The sequence below is a fragment of the Terrirubrum flagellatum genome, assembly GCF_022059845.1.
GTDB lineage: Bacteria > Pseudomonadota > Alphaproteobacteria > Rhizobiales > Beijerinckiaceae > Terrirubrum > Terrirubrum flagellatum.
The window spans coordinates 1,558,351-1,576,033 of record NZ_CP091851.1; the positions used below are offsets into that span (position 1 = coordinate 1,558,351).

General features: G+C 64.9%; 17 protein-coding genes. 4 read left to right on the plus strand and 13 right to left on the minus strand.

What is annotated here, in order from left to right:
• Positions 1–31: 31 nt before the first annotated feature.
• The 5 genes from L8F45_RS07570 to L8F45_RS07590 form a co-directional block, all read right to left on the minus strand.
• Positions 32–334, minus strand: coding sequence for a twin-arginine translocation signal domain-containing protein (locus L8F45_RS07570; protein ID WP_342362270.1), 303 nt, complete (start codon positions 332–334; stop codon positions 32–34).
• Positions 335–535: 201 nt separating this feature from the next.
• A complete protein-coding gene (locus tag L8F45_RS07575) occupies positions 536–799 on the minus strand; it encodes a twin-arginine translocation signal domain-containing protein (RefSeq protein ID WP_342362271.1) in 264 nt (87 codons plus the stop codon).
• Positions 800–936: 137 nt separating this feature from the next.
• On the minus strand, positions 937–2,196 hold the full coding sequence (locus tag L8F45_RS07580) for a GNAT family N-acetyltransferase (protein WP_342362272.1): 1,260 nt from the start codon (positions 2,194–2,196) through the stop codon (positions 937–939).
• Positions 2,197–2,245: 49 nt separating this feature from the next.
• On the minus strand, positions 2,246–2,995 hold the full coding sequence (locus L8F45_RS07585; protein WP_342362273.1) for a glycerophosphodiester phosphodiesterase family protein: 750 nt from the start codon (positions 2,993–2,995) through the stop codon (positions 2,246–2,248).
• Positions 2,992–3,468, minus strand: coding sequence for a RidA family protein (locus L8F45_RS07590; protein ID WP_342362274.1), 477 nt, complete (start codon positions 3,466–3,468; stop codon positions 2,992–2,994). The genes L8F45_RS07585 and L8F45_RS07590 overlap by 4 nt, the downstream gene beginning before the upstream one ends.
• A gap of 155 nt (positions 3,469–3,623) precedes the next feature.
• On the opposite strand from L8F45_RS07590, the gene L8F45_RS07595 reads away from it, so the two are divergent.
• Positions 3,624–4,448 carry a cell envelope integrity EipB family protein gene (locus L8F45_RS07595; protein ID WP_342362275.1) on the plus strand — a complete coding sequence of 275 codons (825 nt, stop codon included), beginning with the start codon at positions 3,624–3,626 and terminating at the stop codon, positions 4,446–4,448.
• Positions 4,449–4,452: 4 nt separating this feature from the next.
• Here L8F45_RS07595 and L8F45_RS07600 read toward each other — a convergent pair whose 3' ends face one another.
• Positions 4,453–5,721 (minus strand): DNA polymerase IV, encoded by a 1,269-nt coding sequence (locus tag L8F45_RS07600; RefSeq protein ID WP_342363389.1) that lies wholly within the window; start codon positions 5,719–5,721, stop codon positions 4,453–4,455.
• Between the two features lie 67 nt (positions 5,722–5,788).
• Positions 5,789–6,079, minus strand: coding sequence for a DUF3572 domain-containing protein (locus L8F45_RS07605; RefSeq protein WP_342362276.1), 291 nt, complete (start codon positions 6,077–6,079; stop codon positions 5,789–5,791).
• Between the two features lie 364 nt (positions 6,080–6,443).
• Here L8F45_RS07605 and L8F45_RS07610 point away from each other — a divergent pair, with 364 nt between their 5' ends.
• Both L8F45_RS07610 and L8F45_RS07615 read left to right on the plus strand, forming a co-directional pair.
• The gene (locus L8F45_RS07610) at positions 6,444–6,812 is read left to right on the plus strand and encodes a response regulator (RefSeq protein ID WP_342362277.1); all 369 of its coding nucleotides are present in this window, start codon (positions 6,444–6,446) and stop codon (positions 6,810–6,812) included.
• A 66-nt stretch (positions 6,813–6,878) separates the two neighbouring features.
• Positions 6,879–8,252 (plus strand): PleD family two-component system response regulator, encoded by a 1,374-nt coding sequence (locus tag L8F45_RS07615; protein ID WP_342362278.1) that lies wholly within the window; start codon positions 6,879–6,881, stop codon positions 8,250–8,252.
• A 25-nt stretch (positions 8,253–8,277) separates the two neighbouring features.
• On the opposite strand, the gene L8F45_RS07620 is transcribed toward L8F45_RS07615, so the two are convergent.
• The gene (locus L8F45_RS07620; protein ID WP_342362279.1) at positions 8,278–9,351 is read right to left on the minus strand and encodes an aldo/keto reductase; all 1,074 of its coding nucleotides are present in this window, start codon (positions 9,349–9,351) and stop codon (positions 8,278–8,280) included.
• Between the two features lie 90 nt (positions 9,352–9,441).
• Here L8F45_RS07620 and L8F45_RS07625 point away from each other — a divergent pair, with 90 nt between their 5' ends.
• Positions 9,442–10,353, plus strand: a complete 912-nt coding sequence (locus L8F45_RS07625; protein WP_342362280.1) for a LysR family transcriptional regulator — start codon at positions 9,442–9,444, stop codon at positions 10,351–10,353.
• 275 nt (positions 10,354–10,628) lie between these two features.
• On the opposite strand, the gene rpmG is transcribed toward L8F45_RS07625, so the two are convergent.
• From rpmG to topA, 5 genes are all read right to left on the minus strand, one after another.
• Positions 10,629–10,796: a 50S ribosomal protein L33 gene (gene rpmG, locus L8F45_RS07630; RefSeq protein ID WP_342362281.1), complete on the minus strand. Its 168-nt coding sequence runs from the start codon at positions 10,794–10,796 to the stop codon at positions 10,629–10,631.
• A gap of 136 nt (positions 10,797–10,932) precedes the next feature.
• On the minus strand, positions 10,933–11,670 hold the full coding sequence (locus tag L8F45_RS07635) for an NUDIX hydrolase (RefSeq protein ID WP_342362282.1): 738 nt from the start codon (positions 11,668–11,670) through the stop codon (positions 10,933–10,935).
• Between the two features lie 9 nt (positions 11,671–11,679).
• Complete coding sequence (locus L8F45_RS07640; protein ID WP_342362283.1) at positions 11,680–12,102, minus strand: DUF983 domain-containing protein; 423 nt, start codon at positions 12,100–12,102, stop codon at positions 11,680–11,682.
• Positions 12,103–12,152: 50 nt separating this feature from the next.
• Entirely contained in the window at positions 12,153–14,453 is a 2,301-nt protein-coding gene (gene rnr / locus L8F45_RS07645) for a ribonuclease R (protein ID WP_342363390.1), read from the minus strand.
• A gap of 226 nt (positions 14,454–14,679) precedes the next feature.
• Complete coding sequence (gene topA / locus L8F45_RS07650; RefSeq protein ID WP_342363391.1) at positions 14,680–17,607, minus strand: type I DNA topoisomerase; 2,928 nt, start codon at positions 17,605–17,607, stop codon at positions 14,680–14,682.
• Positions 17,608–17,683: the final 76 nt, after the last annotated feature.

Sequence of the window (17,683 nt, forward strand, 5' to 3'; positions counted from 1 at the left end):
CAGGGTCAAGCTATCAGCCGAAACGCCGAAATCACCAGGAGCAGACGCGGCGCCAGCCCCAGGGGGTCGCGCGCAGCCAGCAACGGCGACGGCGCACGTAGTAGCGCGGGCGATAGTAGCGGCGGCGATAGAAATAGTACTGAGCGAACTCGCCCTTGTCGCCATTCGCTTCGGCGAGATCCTTGATGAAGCTGTCGACCGACACGGGCTCGGCGCCCGAAGCCGGCGCGTTCGTCAGCGCGGATGCGGCCTGCGCCGGCGACATCGTTACGGCGGCGGCGCCGACCGCAACGGCCCCGAGGCCGAACATCTTGAGGAACTCACGTCGTTCCATGTCGCAATCCTTTCATGCGTTAACGCTGTTGGTGACCGGTCCGCGCGAGGCGAGGTTGCTCCTCCGCGGACAACTCCGCAACTTCGATCTTTCTCTGCGGCGCGTCCGTTGGAAGTGCGCGCGCGCACATGGTTGGCGCCTTGCTGCTCCAGACGAAAACTCCGGCCCGCATGGCGGACCGGAGTGCTCAAGTCGTTCGCCTCACCAGCGGCGGCGGCGCCAGACCCTGCGACGCCAATAGCGCCTGCGGCGCCAATAACGTCGGCGACGCCAGTAACGGGCGAATACGCCTTCGCCGGATTCGCTCTTGATCATCTCCGCCAGAACTTCGTCGGCGGGCTGCTTCGCACCGAGTGGCGCATCGGCGACCACGGTTGCGGCTTGCGCAGGCGACATGACGAGGCCGGCTGTTCCCATCGCGGCGGCCGCAAGGCCGAAGAGTTTGATGAAATCTCTTCTCTGCATTGAGCTTCCTTCCCACTTCTGAGCGACCGGACATGCGCGGCGCCCGGTCTCCGCCGGCCCCGGCCACAAACGTCGGCGCCAATTAAGGCGCCCAGATGTCATTTGTTCCCTTGCGGAAGAAAGTGCGGCGCCCTGTCTCAGTCTTCGTCGACAGGCTGCGCCGTTGCGCCGCCGTCGCGGCGGAACGGCGCGTACTCGCCGTATTCCTCGATCGCCGCGGAGACATGCCGGCGCTCGCGCGCGAGATAGTCGGCCACTGCGCGACGCAGACCGGGATGGGCGATGTCGTGGGCGGAATAGGTTTCGACAGGGAGATAGCCGCGCGCCAGCTTGTGTTCGCCTTGCGCGCCGGCCTCGACGCGTCGCAGCCCGCGGGCGATCGCCTCGTCGATGGCCTGATAGTAGCAGACCTCGAAATGCAGGAACGGGTGATGCTCGATGCAGCCCCAGTGCCGCCCGTAAAGCGCATCCGAGCCAACGAAGTTGATGGCGCCGGCGATGTATCGGCCGGCGCGCTTCGCCATCACCAGCACAATATCTTTCGCCATGCGCACGCCGACGAGGGAATAGAATTCGCGCGTGAGATAGGGGCGGCCCCATTTGCGTCCGCCGGTGTCCATGTAGAAGCGGAAGAAATCGTCCCAGACGCGTTCGGTGAGATCGGCCCCGGTCAGCCGCTCGATGGTGATTCCGTTGGCGACCGCGTCGCGCCGCTCGCGATTGATCGCCTTGCGCTTGCGCGAGGCGAGCGCGGCGAGGAATTCATCGAAGGTCCGATAGCCGGCGTTGGTCCAGTGGAATTGCTGGTGGGTGCGCAGCAGGAAATTGTGCGCGCCGAGATCGTCCCATTCGCCCTTCGTCAGGAAAGTGACATGGATCGATGACGCGCCAAGCTGCTCGCGCGCCGCGCGCAGACCGGCGACCAGCGCATCGCGCGCGACAGGCGCCGTCGCGCCGGGCTTCACCAGCAGCCGCCGGCCGGTCGCCGGCGTGAAGGGCACGCTGACCTGCAGCTTCGGATAATATTCGCCGCCGGCGTTGGCGAAGGCGTCCGCCCAGCCATGGTCGAAGACATATTCGCCCTGGCTGTGCGACTTGAGGTAGGCCGGGCAGGCTGCGATCAGCGCGCCAGCGTGATCCTCGACCAGGACATGCGCTGGCTTCCAGCCGGTCCGCGCCACAGCCGAACGCGAGTCTTCAAGCGAGGAGAGAAAGGCGTGCGAGACGAAGGGGTTGTATTCGTTCGGCTCACAAACGGAATCCGCTTGTTCAGATTTTGATTCAAGCGGCGCGGGGTTGGCGCAGGCGTCCCACACCGCCGCATCGACCGCCTTCAGCGAGGAGGCGATCTTGATCGTCAGGTCGGAAAGGGCTGGAGCCGCAGGATCGCGAAGCACGCGGGATAGAATAAGGTCGCCGCGCGATTGTGCAACGCGGCGATTCTGCTCAGGGGACAAAGCCCTCGAAAACCATCTGATCAGCGTGGGCAGCTGCAAGCGCGCGCTCCTCGGGCGTCCGGACGGTCCAGGTCATCACGGGCAGGCCCAGCGCCTTGCGACACAGGAATGGCGCGGCCGAGGGGAGATCGTTCACCTTCCATGAGATGAAGTCCGGACGCGACTGCTCGAAATGGAGGAGGTTCGCCAGGGCGCGCTTTTCCGTCGCGTCGAGGCCATCATAGTCGGCGTAATTGTATTCCTGCATGGCGATGACGCCGCAGGGGATGCGCCCGCCAACGAGCTTCTTCGCCTCGATCACCACGGCCGGATCGAACGACTTGATCCCGACCGGGCCGGAATATCCGAGCAGAACCTCCGCCGTGCGGCGCGTCAGCCTGGGATCGCCCGTGAATGCGCTCTTGATCTCGCAGACCAGCGGGACCTTGCCTGCGATGAGGTCGAGCAGGTCCTGCAGCTTCGGGATGCGATCGCTCGTGTCCTTCATGACAACGCCGGCGAGTTCGGCGGCGGTTTTCTCCGCGACCTTGCCCTTGGCTTCAGTCAGCCTGTCGAGCGCGAAGTCATGGAAGACGACGCTTTCGCCGTCCGCAGTCCACTGCACGTCGCATTCGATGGCGAAACCTTTCGCGATCGCCGCCTTGGCCGCGCCCAGCGTGTTCTCGATGACGCCGGCGGCGCGATCATGCAGGCCGCGATGGGCGACCGGCTGCGCGACGAGCGCCGCTGCCGCCGTCATCGCACGATCTCGAACATCGCCTCGACCTCGACAGCGCAATCCATCGGGAGCTGCGCCACGCCGACCGTGGTGCGCGCATGGCGACCGGCCTCGCCGAGCGCCATCACCATGAGATCGGACGCGCCGTTCATCACCTGCGGCAGCGAATTGAAGTCGGGCAGGGCGTTGATGAAGCCGCCGAGACGCACGCAGCGCTTGATGCGGTCGAGATCGCCGCCGAGCGCCGCCTTCGCCTGCGCCAGCACATTGATGGCGCAGGCGCGCGCGGCCGCCTGGCCGTCCTCGATCGACACGCTCTCGCCGAGCTTGCCCTTGTGGGCGTCGGCGATCTTCATGCCGGGGCCGAAGGCGAGTTGGCCTGAAATCACGAGAAGCTGGCCGGTGATCACGGCGGCGACATAGTTGGCGACGGCCGCGGCGGGGGTCGGCAGGATCACGCCCTCTCGGGCCAGATTGTCTTCGACGGCGCTCATGGGATGTTCTCGCGGAAGGGGGCGGATGCGGCGCTTCATCGCCCGGATCGGCAGGCCGAGGCAAGCGCTCCCGCGGGGCGCCGCGGTTCAGCCATCGTTCGGACGGATTTAATCGGGCAATTGACGGCGGAAACCCGTCGTCATCTTATTTGCCCATGCTGCTTCGCTCTTTCTCCGCCGCCGCGCTCGCCTGCGCGCTCGCCACTCCCGCTTTCGCCGCGACGCCGATCGTGCTTGCGCCCCATCGCGCAGTGTACGATCTCAGTCTGGTCAAAGCCGGAGACATGAAGGGCGTTGACGATGCGCGTGGCCGCATCGTGTTCGAGGTCAATGGCTCGGTCTGCGAAGGATATTCGTCAAGCTTCCGGCAGGTGGTCGAGATGCAGTCGAGCGAAGCCGGTTCGCGCCTTCTCGATGTTCGCTCCTCCAGCTTCGAGGAGGCGGAAGGAAAGGGCTATCGTTTCCAGATCGATCGCAGCGTCAATCGCGAGGATCAGCCGAGCGCGGCCGGCCGGACGCAGACGCGCGACGGCGTGCTCGCGGTGCAACTCACCAAGCCCAAGACCGACAGCGTCAAGCTGCCGGAGAAGGTGATGTTCCCGACCTTCCATACGCGCGCGCTGATCGAGGCCGCGGAAGCCGGACAGAACACGCTGTCCGTCCGCACCTATGACGGCTCCGACGAGGGCCAGGCGATCTACGACACTTTCGCCGTCATCGGCGCGCCGATCACGCATAAGCCTGACGAAACGATCGAGGACAGCGCGCGTGTTCCGGCGCTGCAGCAGGCGCGAAGCTGGCCGGTGACGATCAGCTATTACAAGATCGGCAATCCCGACCAGAATCCGGCTTATGTGATCTCGATGGAGCTTTACGAGAACGGCGTCAGCAGGAACCTCAAGCTCGACTATGGCAGCCTGGTTCTCAAAGGCGACCTCGCGCGGCTCGATTTCAGCAAGCCGGCGGCTGAGTGCAAGTAAGCCGTTAGCGCTTCCTCGCGTCGAACACCGCGCCGCGCTGGATTGCTGCGCTGCCGAATTTCTCTCTAAGCTTGTCGATCGCGGTCTCGCGCGCGATCTCGCGGCCGACCTGCGTGTCGACGAGATCGCCCTTGTCAGCGTCCGCCGCAGGCGCAAGATCGCTCGCGCCGACGCCGATCAGGCGGAATTTCTCGCCGTCAATTTCGCGCGCGAGAAGATCGCGCGCCGCTTCATAGATGCGCATCGACAGCTGCGTCGGCGGAAGGCCGCCGCGCGTGCGCGTGCGCAAATCGAATTGCGCCGTCTTCAGTTTGAGCGTCACCGAACGCGCGGCGAATTCCTGCTTGCGCAGGCGCGACGCCACTTTCTCCGACAGCCTCATCAGGATCGGGCTCAAAGTCGCGAGATCGGAAATATCCTCGTTGAAGGTGGTTTCGGCCGAGATCGTCTTGGTGTCGCGCTCGGGGGAGACGACGCGCTCGTCGATCCCCATCGCGAGCGCGCGCAGTCTCAAGCCGTCATTGCCGACATCGCGCAGAAGCGTCGCCGTGTCGCGTTCGCGCAGATCGGCGATCTTTCTCACGCCCGCGCGTTCAAGCCGTTTCGCTGCGGCGGCGCCGACGCCGGGCAGAATCGTGACCGGCTTCGGCCCGAGGAAATCCAGCGTTTCGGCGCGGCCGATGATCGAGAAGCCGCGCGGCTTGTCGAGGTCGGAGGCGATCTTGGCGAGGAACTTGTTGTGGGACAGGCCGACCGAAATGGTGATCGCCAGCTCCTTCTCGACGCGCCGCGCGAAGGCGGCGAGCACGCGGGCCGGCGGCGCCTTGTGCAGCTCCTGCGTGCCTTCGAGATCGAGGAAAGCCTCGTCGATGGACAACGGCTGCACCATCGGCGTCAGCTCAAGCATCAGGCGGCGCACCTCGCGGCCGACCGCGACATACTTCTCCATGTTGGGTTTGATGACGATGGCGTCGGGGCAGGCGGCGAGCGCTTTGAACATCGGCATGGCCGAGCGGACGCCAAACGTGCGGGCGATGTAGCAGCAGGTCGAGACGACGCCGCGCTTGCCGCCGCCGACGATCACGGGCTTGTTGCGCAGGCCCGGATCGTCGCGCTTCTCGATCGTGGCGTAGAAAGCGTCGCAATCGATATGGGCGATCGCGAGCTGGTCGCGCTCCGCATGTGAAATGAGCCGGGGTCCGCCGCAGGACGGGCAGCGCCGAAGCGACGCGGCTTCGGCATCGGTCAGGCAGTCGCGGCAGAGGAAGCGCATCACGAGTCGTCCCCGCCCATCGGTCGCGCCGCTTTCCACGGGCGTCAACTGGCCGGCCGGCGGGGAATCAGCTGTGGATATCGGAAGCGCCGGGCAGGCGGGACCGCGCCTGTGCGACCGTCGCAGGATCGATCCCCTGGTCGGCGGCGAAAGCCTGGAGCTCGGTTTCGTCTTTCAGGAGATGGTCGAGCACGGCGCCGAGAAAGCCGGGTTCGCCGGCAATCTGCCTGATTTCAGAGGGTTCGAGACCGGTCAGCGCGAGAAAACGGCCGAGACGCTCGCCGTCGGCGGCGAGCCAGCCGAGCGCCACGATGGCCAGCGCTTCGGCGTCGGGTCGGGATGGTTTATAAATCGACAACGGAGTTTCTGCGATGCGGTTTGCTATTCATCAAGATGTCGTTGCTAGAGGTGGCGGGCAAGCGGCGTTGGCCTTTTGCCGAGGGTCAGAGCCTGTTTGGGAATTGGGATGGAGGCTGCGTTGAGCGACGAGCGAGCGGATGACAGGAGGGAGGCGCAGCCAATGTCTTTCGACATTGGCGAGCCTTCTGACGCATCAGCCGCCGCTCGCCGCTCAACCCGAAGGGCTGCGCCGCTTTTCGCCCCCCGGTTCGTCGCCGATCTCGGCCGTGCGGCCTGTACGCCCTTCGATCGGGCTCCTGCCGGAGCGACGAAAATCGGCTGCAGCGCAGCCCCATCCGAATTCCCAAACAGGCTCTAAGGTGATGGCCAAGACCGTTCTGATCGTTGAGGACAACGAGCTCAATATGAAGCTCTTCAACGATCTGCTGGAAGCGCATGGGTATCAGACGCTGAAGACGGCGAATGGCGTCGAGGCGGTGGAGATCGCGCGATCAAAGAAGCCCGATCTGATTCTCATGGACATCCAGTTGCCGGAGGTTTCCGGGCTCGAAGTGACCCGGTGGCTGAAGGCGGATGAAGAGTTGAAGAAGATTCCCGTGATCGCCATCACGGCGTTCGCAATGAAAGGCGACGAGGAGCGGATTCGCGAGGGCGGTTGCGAAGCCTACCTCTCCAAGCCGATCTCGGTGGTGAAGTTCGTCGAAGTGGTGCGGAATTTCTTGGGGCGTTGAGTTTTCCGGGCGCAGTGTTTTTCGGGGGCGTTAGGCCCAGGGGATCGTAGTGGGTGGAGTTGCGTGATGACGGGCCGCGTGCTGGTCGTTGATGATCTCTTTCCGAATTTGCGCCTGCTCGAGGCGAGGCTCAGCGCCGAATATTACGAGGTCCTGACCGCGACCAACGCGCTCGATGCGCTTGCGATCTGCGAGAAGGGCCAGTGCGACGTCGTGCTGCTCGACGTGATGATGCCGGGCATGGACGGATTCCAGGCCTGCTCGCGGCTGAAATCTGATCCCGCCACAACGCATATTCCGATCGTCATGGTGACGGCGCTCGACCAGCCGAGCGATCGGGTGCGCGGGCTCGACGCCGGCGCTGATGATTTTCTCACCAAGCCAATCGACGAAATCGCGCTGCTGGCGCGCGTGCGCAGCCTTGCGCGCCTGAAGCAGTCGGTGGACGAATTGCGCAACCGCGCGCAGATGACCCAGAGCTATGGCCTCGGCGATCCGCTGTCGGCGGCTGCGGCGGAGACCGGATTGTCCGGCCGCGTGCTTGTCGTCGAGGACCGCGCCTCGGCTGCGGAGCGCATCTCGACCACGCTGTCGGCGCGCTATGAGGTGGTCGTCGAGAGCAATCCGCAGCAGGCGGTGTTCCGCGCCGTCGAGGAAGGATTCGATCTCGCGATTGTGAGCCTCGGCCTGTCGAATTTCGACGGTCTGCGGCTGCTCAGCCAGTTCCTGTCGCTGGAGCGCACGCGCCATATGGGCACACTGATGATCGGCGAGCCCGAGGATCGTCAGCGCCTGTTGCGAGGTCTCGACATCGGCGTGCAGGATTTTCTGCTGCGCCCGATCGATCGCAACGAATTGCTCGCGCGCACGCGCACGCAGATCCGCAATACGCGCTATGCCGAACGGCTGCGCTCGACCGTCGCGACCTCTATGGAAGCCGCGGTGCTCGATCAGCTCACGGGCCTGCACAATCGCCGCTATTTCGACCGCCAGATGCCGAAGCTGTTCGATCAGGCGCGGATGGAGGCGAAGCCGATGTCCGTGCTGGTGCTCGACATCGATCGCTTCAAGTCGATCAACGACACCTTCGGCCATGACGCCGGCGATGAAGTGTTGAAGGCCTTCGCCAAGCGCGTGCGCTCCTGCGTGCGCGGCGATGACGTGCTGGTGCGTTTCGGCGGCGAGGAGGTCGTGATCGTCTCCCCTGAGACGAGCGACGAGGTCGCGGCCTTGGTGGCGGAGCGCATCCGCCAGAAGGTGGAAAGCGGTCCATTCGCTGTCAATCGCGGCGCGCGCCAGATTCCGGTGACGGTGTCGATCGGCGTCGCGCATCTCTCGCGCTATGACGAGACGCCGACCGATCTCCTGAAGCGCGCCGACGAGGCGCTCTACAGGGCGAAAAGCGACGGCCGCAACCGGGTGATCCGCGCGGCCGCCTGAGGACGCGTTTTCGCGCTCCGACTTTTTACAATCGCTGCTCGATCTTCATGCCGCCGAATACGACGGCCTGCGTCATCGGACGCATCAGCATCTCATGGGGGAAGCCGAGTTCGATCGCGCTCGTCTGATCGAGCTTCTTCGCCTGCGCGTCGCTGAATTCGACGTCCAGCGCGCCGAGATTGTCTTCAAGCTGCTTCAGCGTGCGCGCGCCGATGATCGGCGCCGTGACGGCGGGATTGCGCAGCGTCCAGGCGAGCGCCGTCTGCGCCGGCGTCTTGCCCATTTCCGCCGCGACCTCCTTCACCACATCAGCGATGGCGAGACCGCGCGCGTGCAAGGAGTTCTGCGCCGCGGCGACATTCTTGCGCGTTCCGGTCGGTTCGCCGACGCCGGAGCCGGCGTCGAGATCGGCGCGCGAATATTTGCCCGTGAGCACGCCGCTCGCGAGCGGAGACCACGGGATGACGCCAAGACCCATCTCGCGCGCCATCGGGATGAGATCGCGTTCGACGGTGCGCTCGATCAGATTATATTCGATCTGCAGCGCAATGAGCGGCGACCAGCCGCGCAGATCGGCGATGGTCTGCATGCGCGAGACCTGCCAGGCCGGGATGTCGGACACGCCGACATAGACGAGCTTGCCGGCGCGCACGAGGTCGTCCATCGCGCGCAGCACTTCATCGACGGGCGTCGTGAAGTCCCAGGCGTGGAGATAGAGCAGGTCGATATAGTCGGTGCGAAGACGCTTCAGGCTGTCCTCGACGGAGCGCACCATGCTGCGGCGGTGATTGCCCCCCGAATTCGGATCGCGCTCGCGCGTCGCCAGTGTGTATTTCGTCGCGACGACAAGCCGATCGCGCTTCTCGCCGAGAAATTCGCCGAGCAGGCGCTCCGATGAGCCGTTGGTGTACTGGTTGGCGGTGTCGATGAAATTGCCGCCGCGATCGACATAGGCATCGAAGATGCGGCGAGCCTCGTCGGCCTCCGCGCCCCAGCCCCAGTCGGCGCCGAAAGTCATCGCGCCGAGAGCGAGCGGGGAGACGCGCAGGCCGGAGCGGCCAAGCAGGCGGTAGTGATCAAGAGAAGTCGTGCGGGTCATGTCTGTCCTCCGTTGGACACCACATGAGCCGCCGCCGCTGTTGAGATAATCTGCTATGATCTGCATGCGTCATTAAGCCAGGGATATAGAATGCGCGGCAGCGAACATGCCGAACTCAGGGCTTTCGCGGCGATCACCGAGCATGGCGGATTCGCCCGCGCCGCCGCCCAACTCGGCGTGTCGCCCTCCGCGCTGAGCCAGACCATTCGGGCGCTGGAGGAGCGGCTCGGCGTCCGGCTGCTCAATCGCACCACGCGCAGCGTCGCGCCGACCGAGGCCGGGGCGCGGCTTCTCGAACGGCTGCTGCCGGCTTTCGCCGATCTCGATGCGGCCGTCGCCGATGTCAGAAGCTCTGGCGGCGTTCCCTCGGGGACGCTGAGGATCAGCGCGTCGCGGCTTGCCGCGATCCATTATCTCGCGCCGCTGATCGGGCCGTTCCACCGAGCTTATCCCGACATCACGCTCGATCTTGTGGTCGACGACCGGCTCATCGACATCGTCGCCGGACGCTTCGACGCAGGCATCCGCCTTGGCGAGATGGTCGAGAAGGACATGGTGGTGACCAGGGTCGGCGGCGATCTCAGGATGACCGTCGTCGCATCGCCGGCTTATCTCGCCACGCACGGCGCGCCCGAGACGCCGCGCGATCTGCGCCGGCATCGCTGCATCAATTTCCGCTGGCCGACGGACGGCAGCTTCTATCGCTGGGAGTTTGAGCGCGGCGAGGAGAAGTTGGAGGCGGCGGTCGAGGGGCCGCTGATCGTCAACGAGGCGGAGGTGGCGCTGCGCGCCGCGCTGGACGGGGTCGGGCTCGCCTATCTCTTCGATGACGCCACGAAACGATGGGTCGAGGCGGGCAGGCTCGTGCGTCTCCTGGAGGACTGGTCGCCGCCTTTCGCGGGCTTCCATCTCTATTATCCCAGCCGCCGGCAGACCCCGCCGGCGCTGCGCGCCTTCATCGATTTTCTCAAGGAATCGCCTGATGTTGCGGCCGTCCGCTGAGCCGCCGCCGGGCGCATTTGCTTCTCCGGCGACTCAGCTTAGCCTGATTGTTCGGTTGCGGTGCGGGATTGACCGCGCAGATCGCCGAACGGAATGCTCAGGTCCGCCGCATCTCCTGACTGTTTCGTGAGGCCGGCGGCCCGGGCGAGGTTGAGGTGGCCTCCTTGACCCGCCCGGGTCCGCCATCTCCGCAATCCAAAACGAGGCAATAAAAAAGGCGCTCAGGGGAGCGCCTTTTTCTTTCCGACAGCGCGATCCTTCGATCGCCCGAAGCCTTACTTGATCTTGGCTTCGCGGAATTCGACGTGCTTGCGCGCGACCGGGTCGTACTTCTTCTTGACCATCTTGTCGGTCATCGTGCGCGAGTTCTTCTTGGCGACGTAGTAGAAGCCAGTGTCGGCGCTCGACACGAGCTTGATCTTGAGGGTGACGGCCTTGGCCATGGTTCTCAGCTCCGGGCAGGGGCGGGGCGAACCCGCGCCATCATGACAAAAGGCCGGTCGTGGGACCGGCCAAAATCTGGCTGTCCTGTGCTCTAGAACGGCCGCGGCGTCAAGGGAAACGGGCTCCCGAGACCCATCAGAGCATCACCTGTTTCCACTTCCCGTTCAGTTTCTGACGGAAGGGAACGGGCAGATGGCGGCCGAAACCGGCGTCGATCCGCGCGCCAAGCTCCTTCAGCACGACTTGGGTGATCGGCGGCAGGTCGAGGGTCTTCGCCTCGGGGAGCGGAATCCAGACGAGTTCCGTCAGTTCCGAATCGGGGCCGACGACGCCTTCGATCCGCTCGCAGATGGCTTCGGCGTCGACGGCGAAGAATCGCGTGTCGAAGCGCTTCGGGCGATTGGTCGGGGTGATCGCGCGTGAGACGAAATGCAGCGGCTCCAGCGTCGGAAACACGCCAAGCTCCCGAAACTTCTCCCAGGGGCCTTCGGGGACGGCTTCCGGCGCGCCATACTCCTTCTCGCCGATCAGCAGGCCTGTCTCCTCGAAGGTCTCGCGGATCGCCGCCATGGCAAGCGCGCGGGCGAGCGTCACGCTCGGCTTCGTCACATGCTGGCTCAGGCGGCGCTCATCGATCTCATGCAGCGCGCCGGACGCCGGCATCCTGCGGTCGCCCGGTTCAAGACGGCCGCCGGGGAAAACGAATTTGCCCGGCATGAATTTGTGGCCGCCATGGCGCTTGCCCATGAGGACGGTCGGCGTCTTCTTCGTCCTGTCGATGAGAATGAGCGTCGCCGCGTTCTTCGGCCTGACATAGGGCCAGCTCCGCTCCTGAGGCGTTTCCGTCATTACAGGCGCGGCGCTGACGCTCATGGGTGCAATCTATCGTCCTTCGTCGAGGACGTTCTTTCGCCCAAAGCCGTGCATGCGCAAGGCCCACTGCAAACCAACCACGGCGCCCTTGATCGGCTGCAGGAGCCCGATGCTGAGGATGAGCGCCAGCGTCGGCCACAGCGCGACATGCAGCCAGAGGGGCCAGTTGGCCTCGGTCTCGGCGAACACAAGGCCGCCAACGGCAATGTGGCCGACGATGACGATGGTGAGATAGGCGGGAAAGTCGTCGGCGCGGTGGTGATGCATATCCTCGCCGCAGCGCGCGCAGGCGGGCACGACCTTGAGGAAGCGTCCGAACAGCCGGCCCTCGCCGCATTTCGGGCAACGCCCCGTGAAGCCGCGCCACATGGCGCGTCGCGTATCGCGCGCCGGTTCGGCGGCGACAGATTCAAAACTCGTCGTGATCGGCATGGCCGTTCGCTCCCGATCGGCTCTCGCGACGAACCTGTCGCGCCGATCGCTTATGTGGGGCCGTGGCGTCGCGCCCGCTGGGGTCTGCGCGTTTCGGCCTTCGCGCTTGTGATCCGTTTCTTGCCGGCGGGCAACGCGACTCCACGCCGCCCCTCCGAGATCATCTCGAAGCGGAGCGCGCCGGCGACCGGCTGCGCCTCGACCAGCTTGACGGTAACCGCATCGCCGAGGCGATAGCTCTCGCCGGTGCGGCGGCCGACGAGCGCATGGCGCTGCTCGTCATAGGCGTAGAAATCCGCGCCCAGCGTGGATGCAGGCACGAATCCGTCAGCGCCGGTGTCGTCGAGCTTCACGAACAGGCCGGCGCGCGTGACGCCGCCGATGCGTCCCTCGAAGGTCGCGCCGATGCGGTCGGCGAGGAAATGGGCGATGAGTCGATCGACAGTTTCCCGCTCGGCTGCGGCGGCGCGACGTTCCGCCGCGGAGATCGACGCCGCGATCTCCGCGAGCTGCGCGCGTGGCGCATCCTTCGGCAAACCGTCTTCGCGCGCGCCGAGTGTCGTCAGAAGTCCGCGATGGACGATGAGGTCGGCGTAACGGCGGATCGGCGACGTGAAATGCGCGTAACGCCGCAGGTTCAGGCCGAAGTGACCGTAATTCTCGGCGGCGTATTCCGCCTGCGCCTGGCTGCGCAGCACGATCTCGTTCACGAGCGGCGCGTTGCCGGTGCCTTTCACCTGAGCGAGGATGTCGTTGAACAGTTCGGGTTTGAGCGCGCCGGTGCGCGGCAATTTCATGCCGATACTCGCAAGCACCTCTCCGAGCGCGCGCATCTTCTCCAGCGACGGCTCGTCATGCACGCGATAGATCAGCGGCATGCCGGCGCGCTCCAGCGTCTCCGCTGCGGCGACGTTGGCGAGGATCATGAATTCCTCGATGAGGCGATGCGCTTCGAGCCGCTGCGGAACGATGACGCGATCGATCGTTCCATCCTTCTTCAGGACGAGCTTGCGTTCGGGCAGATCGAGATCGAGCGGCTGGCGCTGATCGCGCGCTTTCTTCGCGGTTTCGTAGGCGCGCCAGAGCGGCTGCAACACGGGGGCGAGCAGCGGTCCCGTCGTCTCATCAGGGCGTCCATCGATCGCGCTCTGCGCCTGCTCATAGGCGAGCTTGCCGTGCGAGCGCATCATGATTCGATGAAAGCTGTGGCGCAGCTTGCGGCCATGCGCGTCGAGCGTCATGCGCACGGCGAGCGCCGGTCGATCGCCATCGGGCCTGAGCGAACAGAGATCATTCGACAATCGCTCCGGCAGCATCGGCACGACGCGATCGGGGAAATAGACGGAGTTGCCGCGGATCAGCGCCTCGCGATCGAGCGCCGTTCCTGCACGCACATAGGCGGCGACATCGGCGATCGCGACGGTGACGATATGCCCGTCTTTATTTTTCGGATCATCGTCGGGCCGCGCATGCACGGCGTCGTCGTGATCCTTGGCGTCAGCGGGATCGATCGTCACCAGCGGTAGATCGCGCCAGTCCTCGCGATCCCGCATCGTCGCGGGCGTCGCGCTCTCGGCTTCTTTCAGGACGGTGTCCGGAAAGATATGCGGCAGGCCGTGCGCATGGATCGCGACCATGCTGATCGTGCGTTCCGACGTGAGCGAACCCAATCGTTCGGTGACGCGCGCGGACGGACGCGCGAAACGGCCTTCGCGCAGCACGGTGACGGCGACGAGATCGCCGTCGGTCGCATTGCGGATGTGGTCCTTCGAGATGAAGAGTTCGCGGCCCTGCGCTTTCTTGTCGACGGGCACGAGACGCGCCGTGCCGTCCTGCATGACGCGCAGGATGCCGAGCGTCTGGCGCGGCTTTTTTGCGATCAGCCTGATGACGCGGCCGGTGTGGGAGTCCTCGCCCTCGCCCTTGTCGTCGATGCGGAGGAGCACGCGGTCGCCGACGCCGGGAACGGGTTCGCCGGGACGCGCCTTCGCCGGCATGGCGACAACGATGCGCGGTGCCTCGCCATGCTCCTCGTCCCATTCGACGGGCTCGGCGATGAGTTCGCCATCCTCGTCGCGGCCGGTGATGTCGCACAGCATCACGGACGGCATATGTCCGGGCTGGTGGAAACGGCCGCGCCGTTTCTCGATCAGGCCTTCGCTTTCGATCTCCTTCAGGAGGCGCTTGAGCTTGATGCGCTCGGCGCCCTTGAGGCGGAAATGCTTGACCAGATCGCGCTTGCCGGCTTCAGCGCCATGCTCGGCGAGGAAGGCCAGCACATTCTCGCGGGTAAGGGAGCGGTCGTCTGTCGCGCCGCCTTGCGCGGCTTCTGCGGCGCGCTGCTTTTTCAGCGCCCGCTGGCGGGTGGGTTTTGTGATTTTCGGTTGCTTTGACACTTTTTAGAATTCTTCACGCGCGATTTCTGGCGCGTGCTTTTTGTGGATCAGTTTTTGAGGTTCGTCATTCCGGGGCGCAGCTTCAACCGCGAGCCCGGAACCCATTGCGTCAGTCGCAATATTTTTGGGGTCCGGGGTTCGCGCTTTCAACGCGCCCCGGGACGACAATAGAAATGGAAAGCTACTTCTTCGCAACTTTCTTGGCCGCGGCTTTTTTTGCCGGTGGCTTCTTTGCAGCGCTTGTCTTCGCAGTTTTCGCTGGCGCGCGCGATGCGGGCGCTTTCTTCGCCGGAGCCTTCGCCGCGGGTTTCTCGTCGGCGTCGCCGGCTTTCGCCTTCTTCGCGGCTTTCGCGGGCTTCTTCGCTGGAGCGCTCGCCTCTCTCGCGCGAACGAGATCGATCGCGTCCTGAAGCGACACCTGATCCGGCGCCATCGATTTCGGGATCGTGGCGTTGACCTTGCCGTTGGTGACATAGGCGCCGAAGCGGCCGGCCTTCACCACAAGCGTGCCCAGCACGTCGTCGTTGCCAAGCAGGCGATCGTTCGGGCCGACGCTGACGCCCTTCTCTTTGCCGCCGCCATTCTCGGCGCGGGCTTTCAGGACCGCGATCGCTTCTTCGAGCGTCACGGCTTCCGCCGTCATCTCCTTCGGCAAGGTAGCGTTGATCTTGCCGTTGGTGACATAGGGGCCATAGCGGCCGGCCTTCGCCGAAATCTGGCCGAGCCCCGGCGCCTCGCCGAGCGGGCGCCCAGCGCCGCCGCGACCCGGACGCGACGCGCCGATCTGCTCCTTGGTGATGATCAGATCGATCGCGCGGTTGTCGCCGATCTCCAGAATATCATCGTCCTTGCCGATATTGGCGTAGGTCTTCTCGTGCTGGACGTAAGGCCCGTAACGGCCGATGCCGGCGAGAATGGGCTTGCCCGACTCCGGATGTTTCGCGACCTCGCGCGGCAGCGACAGCAGTTTCAGCGCGCGTTCGAGATCGATTGTGTCGGGCGTAATTCCCTTCGGCAGCGACGAGCGTTTCGGCTTCTCGTCCTTGCCGCCGCCTTCGCCAAGCTGGAGATAAGGGCCGAAACGGCCGTCGCGCACGGTGACTTCAAGACCTGACTCGGGATCGACGCCGAGCTTGCGCACGCCGTTCTGGCCGTTCTCTCCCGTTCCGACCTCGTCGCCGGCCGCGCTCGCGGTGAGCTGACGCGTGAAGCGGCATTCGGGATAGTTCGAGCAACCGATGAAGGCGCCGAACTTGCCCATCTTGAGCGAGAGTTGACCGTTGCCGCAGTTCGGGCAGGCGCGGGGATCGACGCCGTCGGCGCGCTTCGGGAAGATATAAGCGCCGAGATAATCATTGAGCGCATCGAGCACTTCGGTCGTGCGCAATTCCTTCGTCTCGCCGACGGCGGACGAGAAATCCTTCCAGAATCGGCGCAGGAACTCCTGCCAGTTCAGCTCGTCGGCCGAAATCTTGTCGAGTTCTTCCTCAAGACCAGCGGTGAAGTCGTACTCGACGTATTTCGGGAAGAAATGCTCGAGGAACGCGGTGACGATGCGGCCCTTGTCCTGGGGCACGAGGCGCTTCTTGTCGAGCGCGACATAGTCGCGATCCTTCAGCACCGAGATGATCGAGGCATAGGTCGAGGGGCGACCGATGCCAAGCTCCTCCATGCGCTTCACCAGGCTCGCCTCGCTGTAGCGCGGCGGCGGCTCGGTGAAATGCTGGGCGATGTCGATTGTCTCGCGCTTCAGCGGATCGCCTTCGCTCATCGGCGGCAGGCGGTTTGCATCCTCGTCGTCGCCTTCGTCGTCCTTGCCTTCCTGATAGAGCGTCAGGAAGCCGTCGAACATGATCACCTGTCCGGTGGCGCGCAGATTGATGATGCGCTTGTTCGCCTTGGCGTCGATGTCGACCGTGGTGCGCATGAGATCGGCCGATGGCATCTGGCTCGCAACGGTGCGCGTCCAGATCAGCTCGTAAAGGCGCCACTGATCGTCATCGAGCTTCTTGCGCAGATGCGCGGGGAGGCGAGAGGCGTCGGTCGGGCGGATCGCCTCGTGCGCTTCCTGCGCGTTCTTCGCCTTGGTCGTATATTTGCGCGGAGCATCGGGTAGGTATTTTCCGCCGAACTCTTTCTCGATCACCTTGCGCACGCCGGTGACGGCGCTCGGGTCCATGTCGACGCCGTCCGTACGCATATAGGTGATGAGGCCGACGGTCTCGCCGCCGATATCGACGCCTTCATAGAGGCGCTGCGCGAGCTGCATGGTGCGCGCCGGCGCGAAGCCGAGCTTGCGCGACGCCTCCTGCTGCAGCGTCGAGGTGGTGAAGGGCGGGGCGGGGTTGCGCTTGGCCGGCTTCGCCTCGACCGACGCGACGGTGAACACCGCTGACTCAAGCGCATGCTTGAAGGCTTCCGCCTCCGCCGCCGTGCCGACATCGAGCCGCTGGATGCGCTTGCCGTCGGCGCCAACGAGGCGCGCCTCGAAGGAGGCGTTGTCCTTCGTCTTCAGCGTCGCGACGATCGACCAGTATTCGCGCGGGACGAACATCTCGATCTCGCGCTCGCGATCCGAGACAATGCGCAGCGCGACGGACTGAACGCGGCCGGCCGAACGGGCGCCCGGCAATTTGCGCCACAGCACCGGCGAGAGATTGAAGCCGACGAGATAGTCGAGCGCGCGGCGCGCGAGATAGGCGTCGACGAGCGCCTGGTCGATCTGGCGCGGCGCCTTCAGCGCCTCCTCGACCGACTGCTTGGTGATGGCGTTGAAGGTGACGCGCTCGACCGGCATGCCCTTGAGCGCCTTCTTGTCGCGCAGCGTTTCGAGCAGATGCCAGGAGATCGCTTCGCCCTCGCGATCGGGGTCGGTGGCGAGGATCAGCTTCTCGGCGCCTTTGACCGCTTTGGCGATCTCGGCGACCTGCTTCGCGCCGCGGGCGTCGAGCTCCCACTTCATCCTGAAATCGTCGTCGGGGTCGACCGATCCGTCCTTGGAGGGGAGGTCGCGGATATGGCCGAAGGACGCCACGACCTCGAAGTCGCGGCCCAAATATTTGTTGATTGTCTTCGCCTTGGCGGGCGATTCGACGACGAGAACTTTCATGAAACCTGGGGTCATGTGGGGAGCCGGGAGCCGCACAAACTGGGGTCCCGGAGGCGGCCGGAAACTGGTTGAAAGG